The 23962-nt window shown below is 66.4% G+C and carries 20 protein-coding genes; 10 read left to right on the forward strand and 10 right to left on the reverse strand.

From position 1 onward, the window contains the following. Positions 1 to 116 precede the first annotated feature (116 nt). Both FHS79_RS03250 and FHS79_RS03255 read left to right on the forward strand, forming a co-directional pair. Positions 117 to 809, forward strand: a complete 693-nt coding sequence (locus tag FHS79_RS03250) for a GntR family transcriptional regulator (RefSeq protein WP_243452618.1) — start codon at positions 117 to 119, stop codon at positions 807 to 809. 85 nt (positions 810 to 894) lie between these two features. Beyond that, the gene (locus FHS79_RS03255; protein ID WP_184195329.1) at positions 895 to 1740 is read left to right on the forward strand and encodes a fumarylacetoacetate hydrolase family protein; all 846 of its coding nucleotides are present in this window, start codon (positions 895 to 897) and stop codon (positions 1738 to 1740) included. 6 nt (positions 1741 to 1746) lie between these two features. On the opposite strand, the gene FHS79_RS03260 is transcribed toward FHS79_RS03255, so the two are convergent. Next, positions 1747 to 2223 carry an SRPBCC family protein gene (locus tag FHS79_RS03260; protein ID WP_184195331.1) on the reverse strand — a complete coding sequence of 159 codons (477 nt, stop codon included), beginning with the start codon at positions 2221 to 2223 and terminating at the stop codon, positions 1747 to 1749. Beyond that, on the reverse strand, positions 2223 to 3098 hold the full coding sequence (locus tag FHS79_RS03265) for a ThuA domain-containing protein (protein ID WP_184195334.1): 876 nt from the start codon (positions 3096 to 3098) through the stop codon (positions 2223 to 2225). Before FHS79_RS03265 ends, FHS79_RS03260 begins: the two co-directional genes overlap by 1 nt. Positions 3099 to 3429: 331 nt before the next feature. Here FHS79_RS03265 and FHS79_RS03270 point away from each other — a divergent pair, with 331 nt between their 5' ends. Beyond that, positions 3430 to 6543 (forward strand): TonB-dependent receptor domain-containing protein, encoded by a 3114-nt coding sequence (locus tag FHS79_RS03270; RefSeq protein ID WP_184195337.1) that lies wholly within the window; start codon positions 3430 to 3432, stop codon positions 6541 to 6543. A 184-nt stretch (positions 6544 to 6727) separates the two neighbouring features. On the opposite strand, the gene FHS79_RS03275 is transcribed toward FHS79_RS03270, so the two are convergent. The 5 genes from FHS79_RS03275 to mutM all read right to left on the reverse strand — a co-directional run bounded on the left by FHS79_RS03275 (position 6728) and on the right by mutM (position 12425). Next, positions 6728 to 7024, reverse strand: coding sequence for a c-type cytochrome (locus FHS79_RS03275; RefSeq protein WP_184195340.1), 297 nt, complete (start codon positions 7022 to 7024; stop codon positions 6728 to 6730). 105 nt (positions 7025 to 7129) lie between these two features. Continuing rightward, positions 7130 to 9001, reverse strand: coding sequence for an outer membrane protein assembly factor BamB family protein (locus tag FHS79_RS03280; protein ID WP_184195342.1), 1872 nt, complete (start codon positions 8999 to 9001; stop codon positions 7130 to 7132). Between the two features lie 109 nt (positions 9002 to 9110). Further along, a complete protein-coding gene (dnaA, locus tag FHS79_RS03285) occupies positions 9111 to 10505 on the reverse strand; it encodes a chromosomal replication initiator protein DnaA (protein WP_184195606.1) in 1395 nt (464 codons plus the stop codon). A 705-nt stretch (positions 10506 to 11210) separates the two neighbouring features. Then, positions 11211 to 11480 (reverse strand): 30S ribosomal protein S20, encoded by a 270-nt coding sequence (gene rpsT / locus FHS79_RS03290; protein ID WP_184195345.1) that lies wholly within the window; start codon positions 11478 to 11480, stop codon positions 11211 to 11213. A gap of 129 nt (positions 11481 to 11609) precedes the next feature. After that, on the reverse strand, positions 11610 to 12425 hold the full coding sequence (mutM, locus tag FHS79_RS03295; protein WP_184195349.1) for a bifunctional DNA-formamidopyrimidine glycosylase/DNA-(apurinic or apyrimidinic site) lyase: 816 nt from the start codon (positions 12423 to 12425) through the stop codon (positions 11610 to 11612). Between the two features lie 73 nt (positions 12426 to 12498). On the opposite strand from mutM, the gene FHS79_RS03300 reads away from it, so the two are divergent. From FHS79_RS03300 to FHS79_RS03330, 7 genes are all read left to right on the forward strand, one after another. After that, the gene (locus tag FHS79_RS03300) at positions 12499 to 13233 is read left to right on the forward strand and encodes a class I SAM-dependent methyltransferase (protein ID WP_243453390.1); all 735 of its coding nucleotides are present in this window, start codon (positions 12499 to 12501) and stop codon (positions 13231 to 13233) included. Between the two features lie 8 nt (positions 13234 to 13241). After that, positions 13242 to 14777 (forward strand): AarF/UbiB family protein, encoded by a 1536-nt coding sequence (locus FHS79_RS03305; RefSeq protein WP_184195355.1) that lies wholly within the window; start codon positions 13242 to 13244, stop codon positions 14775 to 14777. A 145-nt stretch (positions 14778 to 14922) separates the two neighbouring features. After that, a complete protein-coding gene (locus FHS79_RS03310; RefSeq protein WP_184195359.1) occupies positions 14923 to 15369 on the forward strand; it encodes a GNAT family N-acetyltransferase in 447 nt (148 codons plus the stop codon). 32 nt (positions 15370 to 15401) lie between these two features. Continuing rightward, the gene (gene coaBC, locus FHS79_RS03315; protein WP_184195362.1) at positions 15402 to 16580 is read left to right on the forward strand and encodes a bifunctional phosphopantothenoylcysteine decarboxylase/phosphopantothenate--cysteine ligase CoaBC; all 1179 of its coding nucleotides are present in this window, start codon (positions 15402 to 15404) and stop codon (positions 16578 to 16580) included. Further along, the gene (gene dut, locus FHS79_RS03320; protein WP_184195365.1) at positions 16577 to 17023 is read left to right on the forward strand and encodes a dUTP diphosphatase; all 447 of its coding nucleotides are present in this window, start codon (positions 16577 to 16579) and stop codon (positions 17021 to 17023) included. The genes coaBC and dut overlap by 4 nt, the downstream gene beginning before the upstream one ends. Before the next feature lie 5 nt (positions 17024 to 17028). After that, positions 17029 to 17817 (forward strand): HesA/MoeB/ThiF family protein, encoded by a 789-nt coding sequence (locus FHS79_RS03325; protein ID WP_184195368.1) that lies wholly within the window; start codon positions 17029 to 17031, stop codon positions 17815 to 17817. A gap of 9 nt (positions 17818 to 17826) precedes the next feature. Then, on the forward strand, positions 17827 to 19806 hold the full coding sequence (locus FHS79_RS03330) for a transglycosylase domain-containing protein (RefSeq protein WP_341534408.1): 1980 nt from the start codon (positions 17827 to 17829) through the stop codon (positions 19804 to 19806). 3 nt (positions 19807 to 19809) lie between these two features. Here FHS79_RS03330 and queG read toward each other — a convergent pair whose 3' ends face one another. The 3 genes from queG to FHS79_RS03345 are packed head-to-tail and all read right to left on the reverse strand — an operon-like array spanning position 19810 to position 23928. Beyond that, complete coding sequence (gene queG, locus FHS79_RS03335) at positions 19810 to 20880, reverse strand: tRNA epoxyqueuosine(34) reductase QueG (protein WP_184195371.1); 1071 nt, start codon at positions 20878 to 20880, stop codon at positions 19810 to 19812. After that, positions 20859 to 21641 (reverse strand): alpha/beta fold hydrolase, encoded by a 783-nt coding sequence (locus tag FHS79_RS03340; protein ID WP_184195374.1) that lies wholly within the window; start codon positions 21639 to 21641, stop codon positions 20859 to 20861. The genes queG and FHS79_RS03340 overlap by 22 nt, the downstream gene beginning before the upstream one ends. A gap of 10 nt (positions 21642 to 21651) precedes the next feature. Continuing rightward, positions 21652 to 23928, reverse strand: coding sequence for an NADP-dependent malic enzyme (locus tag FHS79_RS03345; protein ID WP_243452620.1), 2277 nt, complete (start codon positions 23926 to 23928; stop codon positions 21652 to 21654). Between the last annotated feature and the right edge of the window lie 34 nt (positions 23929 to 23962).

Below are 23962 nucleotides of genomic sequence, written 5' to 3' on the forward strand. Positions count from 1 at the left end.
GGTCAGGCATGGATTGACGCATTGCAGCACTGCTAGCCGAGGAGGGGTTCCATGTGCTATCGGCAGGCTCTTGCGCCGCCCTCGCGGCTTTTTGGACGACCTTGATACCGGTGCCCATGGAATACGAAACCGTCTTGTCATCACGGCCGCAGCCTCAGGCAGCAATCCCTTCGACGTTGCGCAATCATATCCAGCGGAAGGTGCGCGAACGGATTCTAGACGGCACCTTCAAGCCGGGCGATCGGCTCAACGAGAGCCATCTGGCACGCGAGTTCAACACCAGCCGCATTCCGGTGCGCGAGGCGCTTTCGCAGCTGCAGGAGCAGGGGCTTGTGATGAGCCTCGAACGCCGTGGCATGTTCGTGATCAAGCTTTCCGAAACCGAGGTGCAGCAGATCAATTCGATGCGCATCATTCTGGAAGCCGAGGCGATGAAGCTGGCGCGCGCCAACATGACGCCGGAAATCATGCGCGAGCTGCAGGATCTGGTTGCGCAGATGGACGCCTGGGAGGGGCCGCTGGCCGATGCCGCGGCACTCGACCGGCGGTTTCACGCGGTGATCTGGCGGGCGGCGGGCAACCCCTATCTGGAGCGCACGCTCGACTCGCTGACGACATCGCTGTTCGCGCACAAGACGCTGGAGCATGTGACGCGCGAGATCAGGCGCTGGCGGCTCAACCATCATCGCGAGTTGCTCGAAGTGATGGCCGGTGGCTCGACCGATCCGCAGATGGCGCTTCTGACGCATTTGCGGATGGCCTATTCCGAGCCCGAGAAATTTTCGAGCCTCGTCATCCACAAGGACTGACCTCCGCTTCTGCATTTTTGTGCCCTGCCCGGCCTGCCGGTGCGGGGTCGCCCGTGTTTCTCTCCCTGCAATCGAAGGATCTGCGATGAAATTCCTGCGTTATGGCCCACGCGGCCAGGAGAAGCCTGCGGTGCTCGACGCCGAGGGGCAGGTGCGGTGCCTGTCGGCGCATGTCACCGACATCGATGGCAGCTTCCTTGCACAACGCGACGTCATCATGGCGGGGATCGACCTTGCCAGCCTGCCGCATGTGGCCGAGCCGGGGCGGATTGCCGAGCCGGTGGCGCGGGTGGGCAAATTTGTCTGCATCGGTCTCAACTACCGCGACCATGCGATCGAGGCCGGCATGCCGATCCCTTCGGAGCCGATCGTGTTCATGAAAGCGACGTCGGCGATCATCGGACCCGATGATGACGTGCTGCTGCCGCCCACTTCGATGAAGAGCGACTGGGAAGTGGAGCTTGGTGTCGTGATCGGCAAGGATTGCCGCTACGTATCCGAAGCCGATGCCATGGATCATGTGGCGGGGCTGTGCGTGGTCAACGACCTGTCGGAGCGCGAATATCAGCTCGAGCGGGGCGGCCAGTGGGACAAGGGCAAGGGCTGCGATACCTTCGGGCCATTCGGGCCATGGCTGGTGACGCTCGATGAGGTGGCAGATATCGACAATCTCGACATGTGGCTCGATGTGAACGGCGTGCGCATGCAGACCGGCAACACGTCGACGCTGATCTTCAACGTGCCGCATATCGTCCATTATCTGAGCCAGTTCATGTCGCTGCAGGCCGGCGACATCATCAGCACCGGCACGCCGTTCGGCGTCGGCATGGGGCGCAAGCCCCCGGTCTATCTGGCCGAAGGGGATGTGATGACGCTCGGGATCGCGGGGCTGGGCGCGCAGCGGCAGCAGGTGCGGCGCTGGCCGGGCTGACCGGCGTCAGCGGGCTTCGGCGAGGGCCTTCATCGACTGCAGTGCCTGGGCGAACCGGGCCTGCAGCCTGGCCCGCTCGGAAATCCGCAGCGCGTCGGATGCCAGCGCCGCCTGATCGTAGACCAGCGTGTAGCTGAGCCTTGTTTCGCTATCTTTCTTGCCACCGGGCTCGGCGGCCAGCGTGCCGTGCAACCCGGCGGCAGCAAGGTTTCCGACAGTCTGCCAGTAGGTGTAGGAGCGCGCTGTCCTCGCGACCATCGGTTCGACAACGGTGCCGTTGACGAGCTTTCGCACGAGACCGGGCTCACCCGAACCTTCCAGCGTGCATGTTGTCGGCAGCCATTCGGCAATGGCGCAATAGCCGCCGACGCGCGCCCAGACGGCATCGGCGGGCGCGGCGACGATCAGCTCATTGCGGACGACAACATAGTCGGCGGCAGCGGCCGGCGCGGAGAGCAACATGGCGGCGAGCAGAACACGCATCACTTGCCCGCCGCACCGCCGCGCTGCGGGCGCGCGGGGGGCACATAATCAACCAGTGAATCGACCGGCTGCTTGCCGGCCCAGGCGATGCCGCGCAGCAGCATGTCGCGGATCTGCGGCTTGGCGAAATTCTCGTAGGTGTGGCCCTGCATCCAGACAAAGGCGCGGGCCGGCACCCCGTCCTCGAGGCTGTGCTCATAGGTCCACACCTGGGGCACCACCTGGCCGACCCCGCCGCCGCGGCGGGCTGCCGGCGTATCGGGAATCTTCGTGGTGGCGAGGACATGGATCGCTGGCGCCTTGGCCCAGGTCATCTTGTAAAAGGCTTCGTCGAAGAGCGTGATGTCGGTCATGCCCTTCATGATCGGCGAGCTCTTGTCGACGATCGACAGCGGGATGTCGGCGCCGAGGGTATAATTGACCTCGCCATGCTTCTTGGCGCCGCCGACATAGGACGCGAACTCCTCGGGATCGGGGCCGCACAGCGGATCGTGCAGCGTCACCAACCCGCCGCCGCGCTTGATGAAGGCCCGGAGTGCTGCCCGCTCATCGTCGGTCATGTAGCCGGCATCGCCCTTGTACATGACAACGACATCGGTGTTCGCCAGCTCGCTGGCGCTGGGGGCGTGGAACGACCCGTCGACCACCGCGCCGCGCTCGGTGAGAAGCTTGGACCAGTCGGCGAGAAACTGCGGATAGTCATGCTCGCCGGCTGCATGAGTCTTGAGGCCGGCGCGCAGATAGACACGCAAGCCATCAGAGTTCTGGCCGGGAATGCGCGGCGAATCGGCAGCCGGCTGCGCGTACGCGACCTCCGCCGTGGCACCAGCAGCAATCAAGGTGGCACCCCATGTGGCGACCAAAATCATGCGCATCGACGTCACTCCCCGGACGTGTCGGCGGCCCGGCTGACCCGACCTGCTCAAACATCTCTGATGTATGCTAAATACATATGGGACGCTGTCAACGCGCGGCTCAGACCCTCGACGGATGGGCCTCCCGCGGCGGTGCGTGAGCATGGAGGGTGTCTGTACCGATTCCGTCTGACCCTGCAAGCCATGTGGACGATTCCTTACCGAATTGCCGAATTTGCCCAATGCAAATAAGGCGGTTGACGAACCACCGGAATTACACACAATATACAGATGAACGTGGCGGAGAGCAGTTTGCTCTGTCAGATCACGTCAGCAAGGGGAGGGGAATCTCGTGAAAATCAATGCATGGCTCCGTGCCGGATTTCTGCTGGGCACCTGCGGGGCCGCCGTCGGCGCAGCACAGGCGCAGACGGTCGGCATCCCGGCCGGTCCGTCACCCTCGGTCGGGCGATCGACAACCGATCAACCTCTGCAGAACCCGGTGATCACCAGGTCCGACGATCGGGACGCCGAAAGGGTCGGTACCGCAAGTGCGGCGTCGCAGAGTGGCGCCGAACAGGAGATGGTTGTCACAGGATCGCGTATTGTTGCAAATGGCTATAGCGCGCCGACGCCGGTGACGGTGGTGACCACCACCGAACTGTTGAAAAAAGCGCCCGAATCGATCGCCGCCGGCCTCAACCGGCTGCCGCAGTTTGTCGGCACGGCCGGCGCCAATGTCAGGTCCGGGCAAGGCGGCACGCCGTCTGCGGGCAACTACCTCAACCTGCGCAGGCTGGGGGCCATCGAGACGCTGCTGCTGCTCGATGGCCAGCGGCTGCCGCCAACAAGCTTCGATGGCACAACCGATGCCAACATCATCCCGCAGGCGCTCATCCAGCGCGTCGATGTCGTGACCGGCGGCGCGTCGGCTGCCTATGGTTCCGATGCCGTCGCCGGCGTGGTGAACTTCATCCTCGATACCAAGTTCGAGGGCGTCAAGGCATCGGCGCAGACAGGCATTTCGAGCCGCGGCGACGGCGAGCAGCAGCGCTTCGCCATTGCTGGCGGCAAGTTCTTCATGGACAATCGCCTGCACCTCGAAGCCAGCTTCGATTATTTCAACCAGCCCGGTGTCCCCACCAGCGAAGGCCGTCCATTCGGCGGTGACTATCAAGGCGGCTGGGTCAATGTCGGCGCCAATCCGGCCCGGCCCTGTGCGGCCGGCGCCTGTCCCGAAAACCCCTTTACGCCGATGTTCAACGTCCGTTTGGCCCGCGGCACCTATGGCACGTTGATCGGCAATGGCCGCACCAACGCCCAGTCGGAGCTTCGCTCCGGAGGCCGCGCCTTCAGCCTCACCGGTTTCACCTTCGAGCCGACACTGGTCGGCGGGCCGGTCTCCGCCCAGGGTGTCAAGCGCGCCGATCTCGGGACACCGACCGGAACGCCGTTCTACAACGTCGGCGGCGCCGACACCTCGGTGACCTTCGGCGCAAGCCTGACGTCCGACGTCGAGACCAAGCAGGGCTTCGGCCGCGCCGACTATGAATTCAGCGACAATGTTTCGGCCTTCCTTCAGGGCAGCTACAGCGACGCCGACACGCGTTATGTGACCGTCGGCGCGGGAACGCAGTTCGATTCCTTCCAGATATTCTCCGACAACGCATTTCTGCCCACTTTTGTCGCGGATACGATGCGCGCCGAGGGCGTATCCTCCTTTGTCGCCAGCCGCGTCGAGGCCGACCAGGCTCCCAAGTTGGTGCTGACCAACAACAAGGCATGGACCGTGCTCGGCGGCTTCAAGGGCAACTATGACAGCATCAACTGGAGCATCAATTTCAGCCATGGCCAGTCGAAGCTCCAGACCGAGCATTTCGGCAATTTCGACCAGCCGAAATGGTTTGCATCGCTCGACGCCGTCGATGCCGGCCAACTGGCAGGCGGACCGCGCAACGGCAACATTATCTGTCGATCGGACGTGACGCTGCCGGGGCTGTTCCCGGGCTGCAAGCCCTGGAACCCGTTCGGCAACGGCTCGCCATCGGCCGAATCGTACAGCTATTTCCAGGATGAGCCATCGCGCTACGAGGTCGATCAACGGCAGACGGCGTTCGCTGCCAACGTCTCCGGCGGCCTTTTCGAGCTGCCGGCGGGCACTGTAAACTTCGCGGTCGGCGGTGAATATCGCCGGCAACGGCTCGAACAAATCTCCAACGTCGATCCGAGCCGGCCGATCCCACTGTACGAGCCAGGGTTCAGCGAGAGTTCCGCCACCAACCCCGCCAATCTCAATGGCATACCGGAGGGGCTGCGCACTGCGGCGCTGCCGTTCAACCTGCGCTGGAACTCGACCAACGTCGGCAACAGCTTCGGCAAGCAGAACATCGGCGAAGTCTATGGCGAAATCGCGGTGCCGCTGCTCGCCGACCAGCCGTTCTTCGATCGTCTCGATGTCAACGGTGCCGTCCGCTACACCGATTACAGCGTCACCGGTGGCATCTGGGCCTGGAAGATTGGCGGCAGCTGGTCGCCGGTGCAGGAGTTGCGCTTCCGTGGTACCTGGTCGCAGGATATTCGCGCACCCACGTTGTACGAGCTGTTCCAGGGCGTCGGATCGACCCGCGGCAACTTCAACGATGTTCACACCGGCGTGAACACCAACATCATCACCCTCAACGCCGGCAATCCCGATTTGCAGCCGGAAATCGCGCGCACCATTACCGTCGGCGCGATCTGGCAGCCGAGCTTCTTCCGCAACTTCTCGGTGTCGGTGGACTATTTCAAGATCCGGATCCGCGATCAGATTTCGCGGCCCGGCACCGGGCTCATCAACCAGCTGTGCGAGGATTCGAACGGCACCGGCCCCACCTGCGCCTTCATCAACCGGCCGCTGCCCTTCGCAGACCGGTCACCGGCCAACTTCCCGCTCACCATCACCACCGCGCCGTTCAACCAGGCCAGCGTGGTGACCGAAGGCATCGACTATGAGCTGAACTATCGCCTTGGCCTCGGCGAAGGCCGGGTCGATCTTCGCCTCCTCGGTAACTACACGCCGAAATTCACGGCCTCTTCGACCCCGGGAGCGGATCCGCAGATCCTTGCCGGTGCCGCCGCCGGCCTTCCCAAACATCGGTTCACGGCGTCGGTCGATTACTCGCGGGACGGCTTCAACTTCGGGCTCGACGTGCGTTACCTGGGCACACTGTTCTACACGCTGCAGCAGAACGTGTTCGTCACCAACAACCGGATCCCGCCGGTCGCCTATCTCAACGCCAACATTTCGCAGGACGTTTTGATGGGCAACAACAAGGTTACGTTCTTCCTCAACGCGCAGAACCTCTTCGACAAGTTCGTGTTCGTGCCCCAGAACAATGGGCAGCCCACACAATTTCCGGCCTATCTGCAGGCGCAGCATGACGTGATGGGCCGCTATTTCGTCGTCGGTGCGCGCGCCCAGTTCTGACCTAGGTCCCCCGGCCGGGATGGCATGCATCCCGGCCGCCCACTGCGCCAGCGCGTGCCGACACCCGGCATTGCGGCTGGCGTCTTTTTGTGTGCGATGGGGGGATGACCCGGTCCGTTCGAAACTGGCGATACGCCCTTTACGGGGTCTGGGGCCTAAGGCCCCAGCCGCCGGAGGCCAAAGGCTACTCCGCCGGAAACGCCTTCGACAGATACGCCGTGATTGCATCGAAATCGGCATCGGTGCCCTGCGCACCGTTGCCGGCCATCGTATCGACCACCCGCGCCCAGTCCGCCGGCGCCAGCCGCTGCTGCGTCATGATCTCAGGCTCATGACAGCCCGAGCACACCCGCACCGTCGCCTCGCGCCCCTCCCCGGGCGGAAACTGTGCCAGTTGCTCAACGGTCAGCGCAACCGGCGCCTGCGCAGCGGCTGCCACGCCGAATGCGAGGACTGCGCTGAACACTATCAGGTTACGCATGGGGAACACTCCAGCAAAAGACCTCCGGCAACCTGGTATAGCGACGGCACATGAACGGGGTCTGGGGCTCGAAGCCCCAGCCGCCGGAGGCAAAAATCCTCCACGTCAGCGCGGCAGGCTGAACGCCACCAGCTCATCGGTGGTGAGTTCTGCGCCGATCTGGCCGCCGCCGGTGGCCATGACGGCGACATATTGGCGGCCATCGCCGCCCTTGTAGGTGGCCGGCGTGGCGCTGGCCGAGCCGCGCAGCCTGTAGGTCCAGATTTCCTTGCCGGTGGCGGTGTCGAAGGCGCGGAAGCGGGCATCGTCGGTGGCGCCGACGAATGTCAGCCCGCTCGCGGTGGTGATGGCGCCGCCGAGCCCGGGGCGGCCGGTCGCCTGCTTGCCCTGGGGGAGGCTGTCGGTGACCCCGAGCGTCGACCGCCACGCGATCTCGCCGGTGTTGACGTTGACGGCCACAAGCTGGCCCCAGGGTGTGGGCCCGCAGGGAAGGTGATTCTCCGGGTTCCAGAAGCGCCGTGTCCCGGCGAGCGGCCCGGAGTTGGCATAGTTGCCATCGGGCATCTTCACCATGCGCATCGGCTGCGCCAGGTTGCTGACATTGACGACGAAAAGCCCGAGCCGGGGGTCGAACGCGCCGCCATAATAATTCACGCCGCCCTGGGTGCCCGGCAGGTTGACCGTGTATCTCTCGAGCAGGATCGGCTGATAGGGTGTGGCCCCGAGCATCATGTTGTTGTCGTCCACCAGCGCTTCGCACCATGCCTTGTGCTCGGGCGTATCCTTGTAGAGATTGTCGCGTGACAGGCTCGTCTGCGCCAGCGGCTCGGGCTTCACCGGCCAGGGCTGGGTCGGGCTGGTGCGTTCGCCGGGCACGTTCGTGGGCGGTGCCGGGCGCTCCTCGACGCCGAATATCGGCTTGCCGGTGCGCCGATCGAGAATGAACATGAGCGCGTTCTTGTTGACCGTCGCCACCGCCGGAATGGTGCGGCCGGCCTTCTTCACATCGAACAGCACCGGCTGCGAGGCGGCGTCCCAATCCCAGATGTCGTGATGCGTCACCTGGAAATGCCAGACATATTTGCCGGTGGCGGCATTCACCGCCACGACCGAACTGCCGAACAGATTGTCGCCCGGCCGGTCGATTCCCATGCGGTCGTTGTTGGGTGCGCCCACCGGCATGTAGAGCAGCCCACGCGCCTCGTCCGCGGTGAAATAGCCCCAGACATTGGCGCCGGCGCGGTCCTTCCAGCTCTCCCCGCCCCAGGTCTCGTGGCCGATTTCGCCCGGCCGCGGCACGGTGTGGAACTGCCAGACCAGCTTGCCGGTTCGGACATCCCAGGCGCGCACATCGCCGAGCGGACCAAGTGCCGCGGCCTGGTCCGGGCTGCCGCCGCCGGTGATGATCAGGTTCTTGAAGACGAATGGCGTTGCCGCCAGCACATAGGGCTTTTCAATTCCCGTGGGCATGACATCGGGCGTTCGCAGGTTGATGTAGCCGCCGGTTCCGAAGTCCGTTGCCACGGCACCCGTTGTGGCATCGAGCGAGTAGATCCGGCCCGAGCGGGTGCCCACGATCACCGCCGGCTTGCCGCGTCCGCCAGCCTTGTCTCCGGGCCAATAGGCAACGCCGCGCACGGCCGGACGCTCGTTGTCGGGCAGGGTGAAGGTCCATTTTTCGGTGCCCGTCGCCCCGTCGAGTGCCACCACGCGACCATAGGGCGTGGAGACGAACATGGTGCCGCCGATGATGAGGGGCACGGTTTCCGCCGTCACCAGCCGCGTACCCGCCGACCCGTCGGCCGGCTTCATGTGATACACCCAGGCCTCGCGAAGCTTCGTCACATTGCCGGCATCGATTTCGGCAAGTCCCGAATGGCGCTGCCCGGCGAGGCCCTGGTTGGATGTGGGCCAGTCGGTCGGCCCGGCCGATGCGGGTGCCGCACTCGCCAATACCGCCATCGCAATGATCTTCACTGGCTGCATGATCTGTCCCCCAAGGTCTTTTGCAAGACAATAGGAGACGGATCGCCCGGCGCAAAGCATAAACTGTATACTATCGACAACCGCCATGGCGGTCGTGCGGTCAGCCGTCGAGAAGCCGCGTCAGCATCATCACATCGCCGTCGAGCTCGCGGTCCACCGCGCGCAGTTCCTCGATGCGCTTCACGGCGTGCATCACCGTGGTGTGATCGCGCCCGCCGAAGCGGCGGCCGATTTCGGGAAGCGAGCGCGGGGTAAGCTTCTTGGCGAGGTACATCGCAACCTGCCGCGGCCGGGCGACTTCGCGGGCGCGGCGTGCCGAGAGCAGGTCGGCCATCTTGAGCTTGTAGTGCTCGGCGACCTTGCGCTGGATATCGTCGATGGTGAGCTTGCGTTCGTGCGCACGCAGCAGGTCGGCGAGGCGTTCGCGGGCGAACTCCTGGGTGACGGGTGCGTTGACGAGTGCCGCATAGGCGACGACGCGGTTGAGGGCGCCTTCGAGCTCGCGGACGTTGGCGGTGATCTTGCGCGCCAGGAACTCGATCACGTCATCGGGCACCGCAACCTGTTGCGGCATCGCCTCGACCTTGGCGTGGAGGATGTTGAGGCGGAGCTCGTAATCGGCGGGGTTGATGTCGGCAACAAGGCCCCAGGCCATGCGGCTGAGGATGCGTTGCTCGATGCCTTCGAGATTCTGGGGCGAGCGGTCGGCGGTGATGACGAGGCGCTTACCGGCGCTGATGATCTCGTTCATCGTGTGGAAGAACTCTTCCTGCGTCGATTCCTTGCCGGCGATGAACTGCACGTCGTCGATCATCAGCAGGTCGACCGAGCGCAGCTTCTGCTTGAAGCTGATCGCTTCCTTGGCACGAAGGGCTGCGAGGAACTCGACCATGAACTTCTCGGCCGACATGTAGACGACGCGCGCATCGGGCTGGCGCGCCAGATAGGCGTTGCCGATGGCGTGCATGAGGTGGGTCTTGCCCAGACCGGTGGTGCCGTGGAGGAAGAGCGGGTTGAAGCCCGGGGCGCCCGGCTCGGCAACGGCCTGGGCGGCATTGTAGGCGAGTTCGTTGGACTTGCCGACGACGAAGCTCTGGAAGGTGTAGCGGCTTTCGATAGGCAGGCTGAGGCCGGGGACGGCCATGGCCGGTGCAGGGACGGCCGCGAGCGGGCGGGGGGCTGCCACGGGCGTGCCGGAGGGCGCTGCATGGGCAGGATCGGACCGCACCGACACCGTCACTTGCCGCACACCGGCGCGGCGCTGCGCCCAATGGTGACGCAGCCGCTCGGCGAAATGATTGGCGACCCAGTCGGCCAGGAACGCGGACGGGGCCGCGACATGCACCTCGCCCTCGTCGCAGCCGAGAAAGGCGAGCGGCGCCAGCCAGGTCTCGAAGTTGCGCTCGCCCGATTCGGCGCGAAGGGCGGCGCGCACCTGCTCCCAGATCGCGAGATCGCCGCCGGTGGCATGGGCAGAGGGCAGAGCACGCGCCAGGGGATTGGCGACTTTAACCGAAGATGTTGCTGCCGAACTCGCCACGCCTGTTTTCCCTCCCCTCACGGGTCCCCTCACGGGTCGTTGAATGCCCGCCTTCACCCGCCGCAGCCTCCCGAAGCAGGCTGGATTGCCACCCGCGCACAAGGCGCCGTTCGCAGGCCGCAGCCTTCCGGCGAGGCCAGAGGCCCCGTCAGGGATCGAACGTTCGGGCGATCAGTCCAGGCCGGCCATGTAGGGCAGCAAGGGGTCCGTCTCGGGCTGTGAATTAAGCCGCTGCGGGGCCGCCCGGCAAGCGGCAGAATTGCATCGGGACCGAATAAACCGCCTTGACACGAACTTTGGTGAATTCGCTTCGAGGCTTCGCCAAGCCGCTGTTTTTTCGTGACGCTGCCGTTACGCTTCAATGACATCGACTAACGACTGATACGGCAAGCGGCTGTTTTTGTTCGACATTGCAACTGTCACATCGTTAAGCGATTCGGACGGTCCCGTGTCACCCGCCGCGCATCCCCGGCGCGCGCATAGAAGCAACATTAAGCATTTTGGTTCCATCTCAGCGATTGAAGCTCCCGGAACGGGAGCCGAATCGCAGGCTCCATCGGTCGACTCGAAGGCATGGCTGCGCCCCGCCCGGGCGCACGAAAAAGCGGCGGCAAACCTGTGGTTCACCGCCGCTCGAAATGCGTTTGCGCTGATCGGGGCTCAGGCCTGGGCGAGCGCCTTGACCTTCTTGGCCATGCGCGAAATCTTCCGCGCCACGGTGTTCTTGTGCATCACACCCTTGGCCACGCCGCGCATCATCTCGGGCTGGGCAGCAGCAAAGGCAGCAGCGGCGGCATCGGCATCGCCGGCGACGATCGTGGCTTCGGCCTTCTTGACGAAGGTGCGGATGCGGCTGACGCGCGCCTTGTTGATCTCGGCACGGCGGCCGTTGCGGCGGATGCGCTTTTCAGCCTGGGGCGTATTGGCCATCTGATATCCTGTGTGGAGCAAAATCGGTTGCAGCGCGGCCAAGAAGCCCGCACCGGAAGGCGCGCTCCTTACGCCGGGTGCGGCGAAGGGTCAAGCCATTTGCCCGAAGCGCCCTGGTCGGAGACGGGGCTATTTCTGGCAGGCTTCGCAGAAAAACGTCGAGCGGCCCGACTGGACGATTCGGGCCACGGGGCGCGCGCACGCCGGGCAGGGTTGGCCCACCCGGCCATAGACCTTGAAGCCGGTCTGGAAATAGCCGAGCGTGCCATCGGGGGCGGCATGATCCCGGAGCGAAGACCCGCCCGCCGCGATTGCCTCGACAAGCACCGCGGGGATGGCATCGGCGAGCGCCGCAAGCCGCGCCTTGCCGATGCAGCCGCCGGCGCGGCGCGGATCGATGCCGGCGCGAAACAGCGCTTCGCAGACATAGATGTTGCCCAGGCCCGCGACGATCCGCTGGTCGAGCAGCAAAGCTTTTGCCGGCGCGGCACGCCCGGCAAAAGCTCTGGCGAGCACGGCTGCGTTGAAATCGGGTGTGAGAGGCTCGGGGCCGATTCCGGCGATGAGCGGATGCTCGGCGAGCCGGTCGGTGGCAACCAGGTCGAGCGCGCCGAAGCGGCGGGGATCGTTGAACGCCACCATGCGGCCGGCCTCGGTTTCGAACACCACATGATCGTGCTTGAGCGGCTCCGACGGATCGAGCCGCATCCGCCCCGACATGCCGAGGTGGATGATGAGCGTCTCGCCGCGATCGGTATCGACGAGGCCGTATTTGGCGCGGCGGCGCAGCCCGAGCACGCGGGCGCCTGTGAGCCGCTGGCCGAGGCCATCGGGGAAGGGCCAGCGCAGATCGGCGCGGTTGAGGACGACGCGGGCGAAGCGCTGGCCCTCCCAGGCGGGCGCCAGGCCGCGCATCACGGTCTCTACTTCGGGGAGCTCGGGCATGGGGCAGGCTTTATGCCGCGTTTGCGCATCCGCCAAGGCCGGGCTAAGTCGCAGGCACTTCCGGGAGACGTGTGTGACAGGCGATACGGTCAGCTTCGGCTATGAGGATGTGGCGCCCGCCGAGAAGACCCGGCGGGTGGGCGAGGTCTTTGCCTCGGTGGCCAGGCGCTACGACATCATGAACGACCTGATGTCGGCGGGCGCCCACCGGCTGTGGAAGGATGATTTCGTCCGCCAGATCAATCCGCGCGAAGGCGAGGATGTGCTCGACATGGCGGGCGGCACCGGCGACATCGCGTTTCGCATGGCGGCGCGCGGCGCCAATGTGACCGTGGCGGACATCAACCCCGACATGCTGCAGGTGGGCATCGACCGCGCCGCGGCGCGTGGGCTGACCTCGCTCGTGTGGCGCGAGCAGAATGCGGAAACGCTGAGCTTCCCCGATCGCAGCTATGACGCCTATTCGATCGCCTTCGGCATCCGCAACGTGACCGACATTCCGGCGGCCCTGCGCGAGGCGCACCGGGTGCTGCGCTTCGGCGGGCGCTTTTTCTGCCTCGAGTTCAGCACCACCACCTGGCCGGGCTTCGGAGAGGTGTATGACCTGTATTCGGAGAAGCTGGTGCCGCGGATCGGCGAGTTCGTGGCGAAAGACGGGGCTTCGTACAAATATCTGATCGAATCGATCCGACGCTTCCCGCCGATGCCGGAGTTTGCGCGCATGATCGAGGCGGCCGGCTTTGCGCGGGTGAAGTACCGGCCGATCCTCGGCGGGGCAGTGGCGATCCACAGCGGCTGGAAGATCTGACTGCAGCCATGATGGCAATCATTCACCTCTGGCGGATGCTGGTCTGGGGCCGGCGTCTCGCTCGCCACGGCGCGCTGCGGCCGTTCGAAGGCCCGCGCATGCCGATGGCGGTGCGGATCATCGCCTGGGTGGCGCGCTTCGGCGCCGGGGCGCCGCAGAAACCCGATTTCGCCGCCGGGCTGGCAGCGGTGGGCCCCGCGGCGATCAAGCTCGGCCAGGCGCTCGCCACCCGGCCCGACCTCATCGGCTCGGAAGCCGCGACCGACCTGATGCGGCTGCAGGATCAGGTGCCGCCGCTGCCCTTCGCGGCGGTGGAAGCCAGCCTCAACGATGCGCTGGGGATGCCGTGGCAAGCGAAATTCCAGTCGATCGACCCGGTGGCGGTGGGCGCTGCCTCGATGGCGCAGGTACACCGCGGCGTGACGGCCGAGGGGCGGCAGGTGGCCATCAAGATCCTGCGGCCGGGGATCGAGGCCGATCTGGCGCGCGCCATCGCCACCTATGAATGGAGTGCGGGGCATATCGAGCGGCTGGGCGGCGAGTTTGCGCGGCTGCGGCCGCGCGCCGTCATCGCCACCTTCAAGGGCTGGACCGAGACCGAGCTCGACCTGCGCCGCGAGGCGGCGAGTGCGTCGGAGCTGGCCGAGACACTGCTGGGCACGCCCGACTTCATCGTGCCAGGGATCGACTGGACGCTTTCGAGCCGGCGGGTGCTGGTGATCGACTGGATCGACGGGATCAAGCTTTCCGACACCGCGAGGCTGGCGACGCTCGATTTCGACCGGCGGCGGCTGGCGTCGGTGCTGGTCGAGGGGTTCCTGTCGCAGTCGATCGGCCAGGGCTTCTTCCATGCCGATCTCCACCAGGGCAATCTGTTCGTGCTTCCACCCGAGGGTGCACAGGGCGCACGGCTGGCGGTGATCGATTTCGGCATCATGGGCCGGATGAACCGCCGGGCGCGGATGTATCTGGCAGAGATCCTGTTCGGCCTCATCACCGGCAATTATGCGCGGGTGGCGGAGATCCATTTCGAAGCCGGCTATGTGCCGGCGCATCACAATGTGGGTGCCTTTGCCACAGCTCTCCGCTCGGTCGGCGAGCCGATTCGCGGGCGGCGTGCGAGCGAAATCGCCATCACCGACCTGCTCGAAGGGCTGTTCGCGATCACCCGCAGCTTCGACATGCCGGTGCAGCCGCACCTGCTGCTGCTGCAGAAGACGATGGTGATGGTCGAGGGCGTGGCGCTGACGATCGACCCTTCGGTCAACATGTGGGAGATGGCCGAGCCCTATGTGCGGCGCTGGGTGCGCGACGAGCTGGGCCCCGAGGCGATCCTTGCCGACCGGCTTGCCGAGACGGTGCATGCGCTGGGGCAGCTGCCGCGCATCTTCCGGCAATGGGTGGCCGAGCACCCGGTGCCGGGGGCAGCCCCGCCGACCCAGGCCCTGCCGCCGCTGCGCACCGGCGGCGCAAGCGGCTGGCGCTGGCCATGGCTGATCCTTGCAGCCGGATCAGGGCTTGCTGCAGGCCATTGGTGGCTCTGACCCATACAAAAGACATTTATTTAGAATTGGTGAATTTGAAGCTATCGACAGTGGTTGGTGGCGGCCTTATCGATCCATTATGAATGTTCGTTTACTTTCTGGTGGGAGCGATGCTTACCTGCTTCCATCGCTTGCCGACCTGTTGATGAACGCTGTTGAGGACGGTGCATCGATCAGCTTCATGGCAGGCCTTTCCCGTGAGGAGGCACTTGCCTTCTGGACATCGGAGCTGGCGGCGGCCGAGGCCGGGGCGCATCTGGTGATTGCGGCAGTCCAGGGCCAGAGCGTGGTCGGCGTTGTGGTGCTCGATATCGACATGCCGCCCAACCAGCCGCACCGGGCGGATGTTCGCAAGCTGATCGTGGCGGAAGACCAGCAGCGTGCCGGACTGGGCACCGCGCTTCTGGCGCGAGCCGAGGCCGAGGCGCGGTCACGCGAGCGCTGGCTGCTGGTGCTCGACACCATCTCGGGTGGTGGAGCGGCGCGGCTGTATGCGCGGTCCGGCTGGCAGAAGGTGGGGGACATTCCCGCTTATGCGATGCTGCCGCACGGCGGCTATGCGCCGACGACCATCTACTTCAAGCGCCTCTAGAGCTTGGCCGCATGTGCCGCTAAGGGTGGCGTGTGAACGGTCGCACCATCCTGCTCATCGTCGGCGGCGGCATTGCGGCCTACAAGACGCTCGACCTGCTGCGCGAGCTGCGCCGCGCCGGTGCGCGGGTGCTGCCGGTGCTGACCGAAGGCGGGGCGCGCTTCGTGACGCCGCTCAGCCTGTCTGCGCTTGCCGAGGAACGCGTGCGCACCTCGCTGTGGGACCTCGAGGACGAGGCCACGATGGGGCATATCGCACTCAGCCGAGCGGCCAACCTGATCCTCGTCTGCCCTGCCACCGCCGATCTGATGGCGCGGGCCGCTGCAGGCATGGCGGATGATCTTGCCACCACGCTGCTGCTCGCCACCGACACGCCGGTGATGATGGCGCCTGCGATGAACGTCCGGATGTGGCAGCACGCCGCCACATCCGCCAATGTGGCGACGTTGCGCGCGCGCGGGATGCATGTGATCGAGCCCGCGACCGGTGCCATGGCGTGCGGCGAGACCGGGCCGGGCCGGCTGCCGGACGTGCCCGACCTGATGCGCGCCGTGGCCGCGCATTTCGCGCATGGTCCGCTCGCCGGCAGGCATGTGCTGGTGACGGCCGGGCCGACGCATGAACCGATCGACCCGGTGCGCTTCATTGCCAACCGCTCCTCGGGCAAGCAGGGCTTTGCCATTGCCGCCGCCCTGGCTGCTGCCGGGGCAAGGGTGAGCCTGGTGGCGGGGCCGGTGGCGCTGCCCACGCCGCGCGGCGTGGACCGGATCGATGTGGAAACGGCGGCCGAGATGGCGGCGGCGGTGGCGCGCACCCTGCCCGCCGACGCCGCGGTGATGGTCGCGGCGGTGGCTGATTGGCGGGTCGATGCCGCGACGGCGAAGATCAAGAAGGGCGCTGCCCCCCCTGCCCTGTCGCTGGTCGAGAACGCCGATATCCTGGCCGGGCTTGCGGTACATCCGCAGCGACCGCAGCTGCTGATCGGCTTTGCCGCCGAAACCGGAGACCTTCTGGAGAAGGCCAAGGCCAAGCGCGCACGCAAGGGCGTCGACTGGCTGGTGGCGAACGACGTGGCGCAAGGGGTGTTCGGCACCGAGTCCAACCATGTGCATCTGCTCACCGCTGCTGGGACCGAGGATTGGGGGCCGGCGAGCAAGGCGGCGATCGCCGATCGGCTGGTGGCGCGAATCGTGGAGACGCTTGCCGAATGATCATCGACATCGCCATCACCGTGCTTCCGCATGGCGAGGGGCTGCCCTTGCCCGCCTATGCCACCGAGGGGGCGGCCGGCATGGATGTGGTGGCCGCGCTTGATGCCCCGCTCGAGCTGGCGCCTGGCGCGAGGGCTGCGGTGCCGACCGGGCTGACCATGGCGATTCCGCCGGGCTTCGAGGTGCAGGTGCGGCCACGCTCGGGGTTGGCGCACAAGCATGGCCTGACCGTTGCCAACGCGCCGGGGACGATCGACAGCGACTATCGCGGCGAAGTGAAGGTGCTGCTCGTCAACCTCGGCGCCGATCCGATCAGCATCGAGCGCGGCATGCGCATTGCCCAGCTGGTGCCGGCCCCGGTCACCCGCGCCGCGCTGCGGGTGGTGGCGGCGCTCGACGATACCGCACGCGGGTCCGGCGGGTTCGGCTCGACGGGTGCCTGATACCGGTGGCTGACCTCTCCGACGCCGAGCTCGACCGCTATGCCCGCCAGCTGATCCTGAAGGAGCTCGGCGGTGCGGGCCAGCAGCGGCTGAAGGCGGCGCGGGTGGCGCTGGTGGGCATGGGTGGGCTTGGGTGCCCGGCAGCCCTTTATCTGGCCGCCGCCGGCGTGGGCGCGCTGACGCTGATCGACGATGATGTGGTGAGCCTCGACAATCTGCAGCGGCAGATCCTCTACACGGTGGACGACATCGGCCGACCGAAGGTGGAAGCCGCGGCTGCGCGGCTGGCGGCGCTCAATCCGCATGTGGCGCTGCACCCGGTGGCGGCACGGCTCGATACCGACAATGCGCCTTCGCTGCTGGAGGGGCATGACTTGATCCTCGATGGATCGGACAGTTTCGCGACGCGCCTGCGAGTCAATGCGGCGGCGGTGGCGCTGGGCATCCCGCTGGTATCGGGGGCCATCGGGGCGTTCGACGGGCAGGTGGCGGTGTTTGCGGGGCATCTGCCGCAAGCCCCCTGCTACCAGTGCTTCACCGGTCCCGCCATCGACCGGCCTGGGGTGAGCTGTGCCGACCAGGGGGTGCTGGGGCCGACCGCCGGCATCATCGGCGCCTTCATGGCGCAGGAGGCCCTGCGTGCGCTCACCGGCTTTGGCGCCGGACAAACGGGCCAGTTGATGATTCATGACGGGCTATCCGGTCGCATGCGGCGGGCGGCTTGCCCCAAGGACCCCGGATGTTCAGTGTGCGGGGCCGCATGCGGACTTTCGGGCGCCGCAATTTCCCGCTAGGGGGCCCACGTGTCGCGTCCCCCTTCCCGCCGGTCCCCCGCTCCGCAGCGCAGCTTTCCGGCGCGGCTGTTGACGGGCGTTTTGCAAGCCGGGCTGGTGGTCGGGCTGATGGGGCTGATCGCGCTCGTGATCGGCGTGGCCATCAGCTATGCGGGGCTGCCCGATTACGACACGCTCCAGCGCTCGCCCAATGGCCAGTCGATCGAGGTGCGCGCCGCCGACAATTCGGTGCTGGTGAGCCTGGGACCGAGCTATGGCGAGTGGATGCCGCATGAGGCGATTCCGGATTCGATGAAGAATGCGATCGTGGCGATCGAGGACAAGCGCTTTCGCATGCACCCCGGCGTCGATCCGATCGGCATGTCGCGGTCGTTCGTTGCCAACATGCAATCGGGACGCAAGGGCCAGGGCGGCTCGACGATCACCCAGCAGCTGGCGCGCAACCTGTTCCTCACATCGACCAAGACCTTTGCGCGCAAGGGCCGCGAGATCATCCTCGCGCTGGCGCTCGAACGGAAGTTCTCGAAGGACGCGATTCTCGAGCTTTATCTCAATCGCGCCTATTTCGGCGGCGGCGCCTATGGAATCGATGCGGCCAGCCGGAAATTCTTCGGGCATCCGGCCACGCGCCTTTCCACCGCCGAAGCGGCGATCATCGCCGGGCTGGTGCAGGCGCCGTCACGCTATGCGCCCTCCGCCAACGCCGATGCCGCGCGCCGGCGGGCGCGCACGGTGCTGGCGGTGATGGTGAACACCGGTGCGCTGAGTGCTGCCGAGGCCGAAGCCGCCGATCCGCTGTCGGTGCCGTTTGTGGGGCAATCGCGCCAGGCCGGCGCGCGCTGGTTCACCGACTGGGTGATCGGCCAGCTCGACGAATTGATCGACGAGCCATTTGCGCCCTTGCAGGTGCGCACCACGCTCGATCCGCGGCTCCAGGCGGCCGCCGAAGCGGCGATCGCGGCCGAAGCACCCAAGGGCTCGGAAGGCGCGCTGCTGGCGGTAGCGCGCGACGGATCGGTGAAGGCGATGGTGGGCGGGCGCGATTATGTGCGCTCAAACTACAACCGCGCCGTGACCGCACGGCGGCAACCGGGATCGGCGTTCAAGCTGTTCGTCTATGCCGCCGCCTTCGAGGCCGGGCTGACGCCCGAGGATGTGGTGGAGGACAAGCCGATCACCATCGGCACCTGGAGCCCGCGCAACTTCAACCGCCGCTTCCTGGGGCCGCTGACGCTGCGCCAGGCGTTTGCGCAATCCACCAACACCGTTGCGGTGGCGCTGGCGGCACAGGTCGGATTCGACGCGGTGGCGGACATGGCGCGCCGTTTCGGCATCACCACGCCGATCGACCGTCGGCCGGCGATGGCGCTGGGGGCCTCCGACGTGACGCTGATGGAGCTCACACAGAGCTATGCGACGGTCGCCAACAACGGCACCGAGGCACGGCCGTTCGGCATTACCCGGGTGAGCACCGGCGATGGGGCCATCCTGTATGAGCGCGACAACGAGAGCGGTCGGGTGGTGGTGGCGCCGGTGATCGCCGCGCGGCTGACGCAGGTGATGCAGGCGGCCGTGGAGAGCGGCACCGGGCGCGCCGCCCAGATCGGCCGGCCGCTGGCGGGCAAGACCGGCACCACATCATCGAGCAAGGACGGCTGGTTTCTGGGTTTCACCACATCGCTCACCACCGGCGTGTGGATGGGGCGCGACGATGCGCGCGCCGTGCCGGGGCTGGGCGGCGGGCTGGCACCGGCGCGCGCCTTTGCGCAGTTCATGGCGCGCGCGGTGGGCGGCACCCCGCCCGAGGCGCTCAACACCGAGATCATCGGCTCGGATGACCCCTATCTGATCGAGCCCGATGCCGAGGTCTATGGTCTGAGCCCCGAGGACGCGCCCTATCAGACCGAGCCCTATGAAGTGGCGCCCGATCCGGCGCTCGACAACCCGCGGCTCGATTCGGAATGGCTGGAGCGCGCGGTCAACCAGTGAGCATCAACCAACAAGCTGTGCCAAGCCCCAGGCCGCGGCTTCGGCAACGACGGGATCTTCATCGGCGAGCAGCGCTGCCAGTGATGGACGCAGCGCTGCATCGCCGGAATTGCCGGCGGCGATGGCGGCGTTGCGGACCATCCGGCCACGACCGATGCGCTTGATGGGCGAGCCGGCGAAGACGGCGCGGAAACCGGCATCGTCGAGCGCCAGCAGATCGGCGAGTGCGGGGGCGAGCAGCTCGGCGCGGGGCTGGAACGGTGCGTCCACCCCTTTGAAATCATTGGCGGCCTGCGCGAAGCGGTTCCAGGGGCAGACGCTCAGGCAATCGTCGCAGCCATAGATGCGGTTGCCGATGGCTTCGCGGAATTCGAACGGGATCGGGCCCTTGTGCTCGATGGTGAGGTAGGAGATGCATCGCCGCGCATCGAGCTGATAGGGAGCCGGGAAGGCATTTGTCGGGCAGGCTGCCATGCAGCGCGCGCAACTGCCGCAGCGGCCGGCATGGCCCGGATCGGCGTGCAGATCGAGCGTGGTGTAGAGCGCACCGAGGAACAGCCAGCTGCCATGGCTGCGGCTGACGAGGTTGGTGTGCTTGCCCTGCCAGCCGAGGCCGGCGGCTTCGGCGAGCGGCTTTTCCATCACCGGGGCGGTGTCGACGAAGACCTTGAGGTCGGTGTCGGGATTCGCTGCGACGAGCCAGCGTGCCAGCGCCTTGAGCCGCCGCTTGATGACATCATGATAATCCGACCCCAGCGCATAGACCGACACGACGCCAGTATCACCGTGTGCTGCGTGGCGCAGCGGATCGACGCTGGGCGCATAGCTGGTGCCGAGCATCACCACCGAGCGCACTTCGGGCCACAGGCCTTTGGGCGAGGCGCGGCGATCGGCGGTCTCGGCCATCCACGGCATGTCGCCATGGCGACCCTCGGCGAGCCAGGCGCGCAGTCGTTCGCCGGCCTTGGGGGCGGCATCGGCGGCCGCCACCCCGAAAGCGATGAAACCCAGCTCGGCTGCTTCGGCAGCGAGCCTTGTCCGCAGGTCTTCGTTCAAGTCTGCCGCGCCAGCCATTCGCCGATCAGCGTCTTCGTCCGGCTGTGCGGCTCGCCCCAGAACAGCCAGTGACCGGTGCCGGGAAGCTCGTGATAATCGACCGGGCCGCCGAGCTTGCGCGCGACCGCGCGGGATACCGACGCAAGCGTGATCCGGTCATCGGTGCCGACGATGACGAGCGCGGGCGCCTTGAGCCTGGCGAGATCGACGGTGTTGGCGCGGGTTTTCGACAGCGACGGCAGCATGATCTCGGCGAGCACGCGCCCCGAATCCCAGACCAGCGCCTTGATCTCGGCGGCGGCGACATCATCGGGCACGCCGTTGTAGATGCCCCACATCGCCGGCTCGGGGCTGATGCGCGTGGCATCCTCCCACCAGCCCCAGCGGGTGATGACCCCGCCCATGGTGCGCAGCGGCGCCACCGCCACCCCCGGGGTGGCGGCCGTGCCGGCAGTGGCGAGAAGGATCATCCCGGCGATCTCGACGCGGGCCGCCACGCACTGCACCAGCATCCCGCCCATCGAATGGCCGATGAGCACCGGCGGCCGGTCGAGCCGACGGATGATGTCGACCATGAATGCCACATAATCCTCGATGCCCAGCCGCCCCAGCCCATCGGGCGGTGGCAGCGACGGGTCCCGATCGTGGAACGGCAAGGCGGGGGCGAGCGTCTCCCAGCCATCCGCCTCCAGATAGGCACGGATGCCGGCGAACACCGCCGGCGTGGACCACATGCCGTGAATGAAGAGCAGTGGTGGCCTGAGGGAGGGTGGCCTCACCGGCAGCGCCTCACTTTACCACACCGGTCGACGCGAGGACTGCCATGGTCACCAGATCCCCGGCACTTGCCGTCATCGGGGCGATCTGCACCGGGCTCGCCATGTTGACGAGGAAGGGGCCGAGCACCCGGGCGCCCGCCAGCTCCTTCAACAGCTTGGCCGAGATGTTGGCGGCATGCAGGCCGGGCATGATGAGGACATTGGCGGGGCCCGACAGGCGGCTGAACGGATAGAGCGCCTTCAGCGCCGGGTTGAGCGCCACATCGGCGGACACCTCGCCCTCATATTCGAACGCCGCGCCGCGCTCGTCGAGCAGCGCCACCGCCTCGCGGATGTTGCCGACGATCTCGCCCGGCGGGTTGCCGAAGTTGGAATAGCTGAGGAAGGCCACGCGCGGCTCCTGCCCCAGCCGGCGCACCACGGCCGCCGTCTCCTCGGCGATGGTGGCGAGCTGGCCGGCATCGGGGCGCTCGGTGACGACGGTATCGGCGATGAAGATCGTCTCCGACTTGCCGATGACCATGTGCACGCCGAACGGCCGCCGCCCGGAAAGCGGATCGAGCACATGGCGCACCTGGCGATAGGTGGTGGCGAAATTGCGGGTGACGCCGGTGATCATCACATCGCCGACGCCCATCTCCATGAGCAGGCTGCCGAAGACGTTGCGCTCATGGTTGACCATGCGCTGGACGTCGCGGCGGAGGTATCCGCGCCGTTGCAACCGGGCATAAAGCCGCTCGACCATTTCGGGCACAAGCGGGCTGACGCTCGAATTGTGAATTTCATAGGCGCTGACATCGGTGACGGCGAGCCGCGCCAGGCCTTCGAGGATCGGCGCCTCGCGGCCGACCAGCACCGGGGTGCCATAGCCCGAAGTCTGCCAGCTGACCGCGGCACGCAGCACCACCTCCTGCTCGCCCTCGGCAAAGATCACGCGGCGCGGGTGCGATTGCGCGGCCTCCACAGCGCCGGCCAGCACCGATTGGGTGGGGTTGAGGCGCATCCTGAGTTCGCGGCGATAGGCGGCTTCGTCGGTGAAGGGCTTGCGCGCCACTCCCGAGGCGATCGCCGCCTTGGCGACGGCCACCGGCACCTGCTCGATGAGGCGCGGATCGAAGGGGGTGGGGATGATGTAATCGCGGCCGAAGGTGCGTGCCTTGCCGCCATAGGCTGCAGCGACTTCGTCGGGCACCTGCTGGCGGGCCAGATCGGCGAGGGCGTTGGCGGCTGCCAGCTTCATGTCCTCGTTGATCGAGGTGGCGCGGACATCGAGCGCGCCCCTGAACAGGTAAGGGAAGCACAGAACGTTGTTGACCTGGTTGGGATAATCCGACCGGCCGGTGGCGACGATGGCATCCGAACGCACCCGTGCCACTTCCTCGGGCGTGATCTCGGGATCGGGGTTGGCCATGGCGAAGATGATCGGCTGCGGCGCCATGCTCGCCACCATCTCGGCGGTGACCGCACCTTTCTGCGACAGGCCGAGGAAAATATCCGCGCCGCGCATCGCCTCTTCGAGGGTGCGATCGTCGGTGATCGCAGCATGCGCCGATTTCCACTGGTTCATGCCCTTGGTGCGGCCCTGGTAGATGACACCGTTGGTGTCGCACATCAGCACGGTCTTGACGCCATAGGCCTTGATCAGCTCGGTGCAGGCGATGGCGGCGGCGCCTGCCCCATTGACCACCAGCTTCGCATCCTCGGGACGGCGCCCGGTCAGATGCAGCGCGTTGATGACGCCGGCGGCGGCGACGATGGCGGTGCCATGCTGGTCATCGTGGAAGACCGGGATGTTCATCCGCTCCTTGAGCGTGGTCTCGATGATGAAGCACTCGGGCGCCTTGATATCCTCGAGGTTGATGCCGCCGAAGCTCGGCTCCATGATCTCGACGGCGGCGATGAACTTGTCGACATCCTCGGTCGCGAGCTCCAGATCGATCGAATCGACATCGGCGAAGCGCTTGAAAAGCACCGCCTTGCCCTCCATCACCGGCTTCGACGCCAATGCGCCGAGGTTGCCGAGGCCGAGGATTGCGGTGCCGTTGGAGATGACCGCGACGAGGTTGCCCTTGATCGTGTAATCATAGGCGGCATCAGGATCGGCAGCGATGGCGCGCACCGGGGCGGCGACGCCGGGGGAATAGGCCAGGCTCAGATCGCGCTGGGTGGCCATCGGCTTGGAGGCGATGATCTCGATCTTGCCGGGCCGGCCGCGGATATGGAAGTTGAGCGCCTCGCGATCGCCGAAATCGTTGCTCTCGCTGCCGCCGCGTTCTTCCATTGCCATGTGATCGTGCTCCCGGGGAATTCGTTTACGATAC

Origin of the sequence: Polymorphobacter multimanifer, assembly GCF_014205635.1 — a bacterium.
Classification (GTDB): Bacteria; Pseudomonadota; Alphaproteobacteria; order Sphingomonadales; family Sphingomonadaceae; genus Sandarakinorhabdus; species Sandarakinorhabdus multimanifer.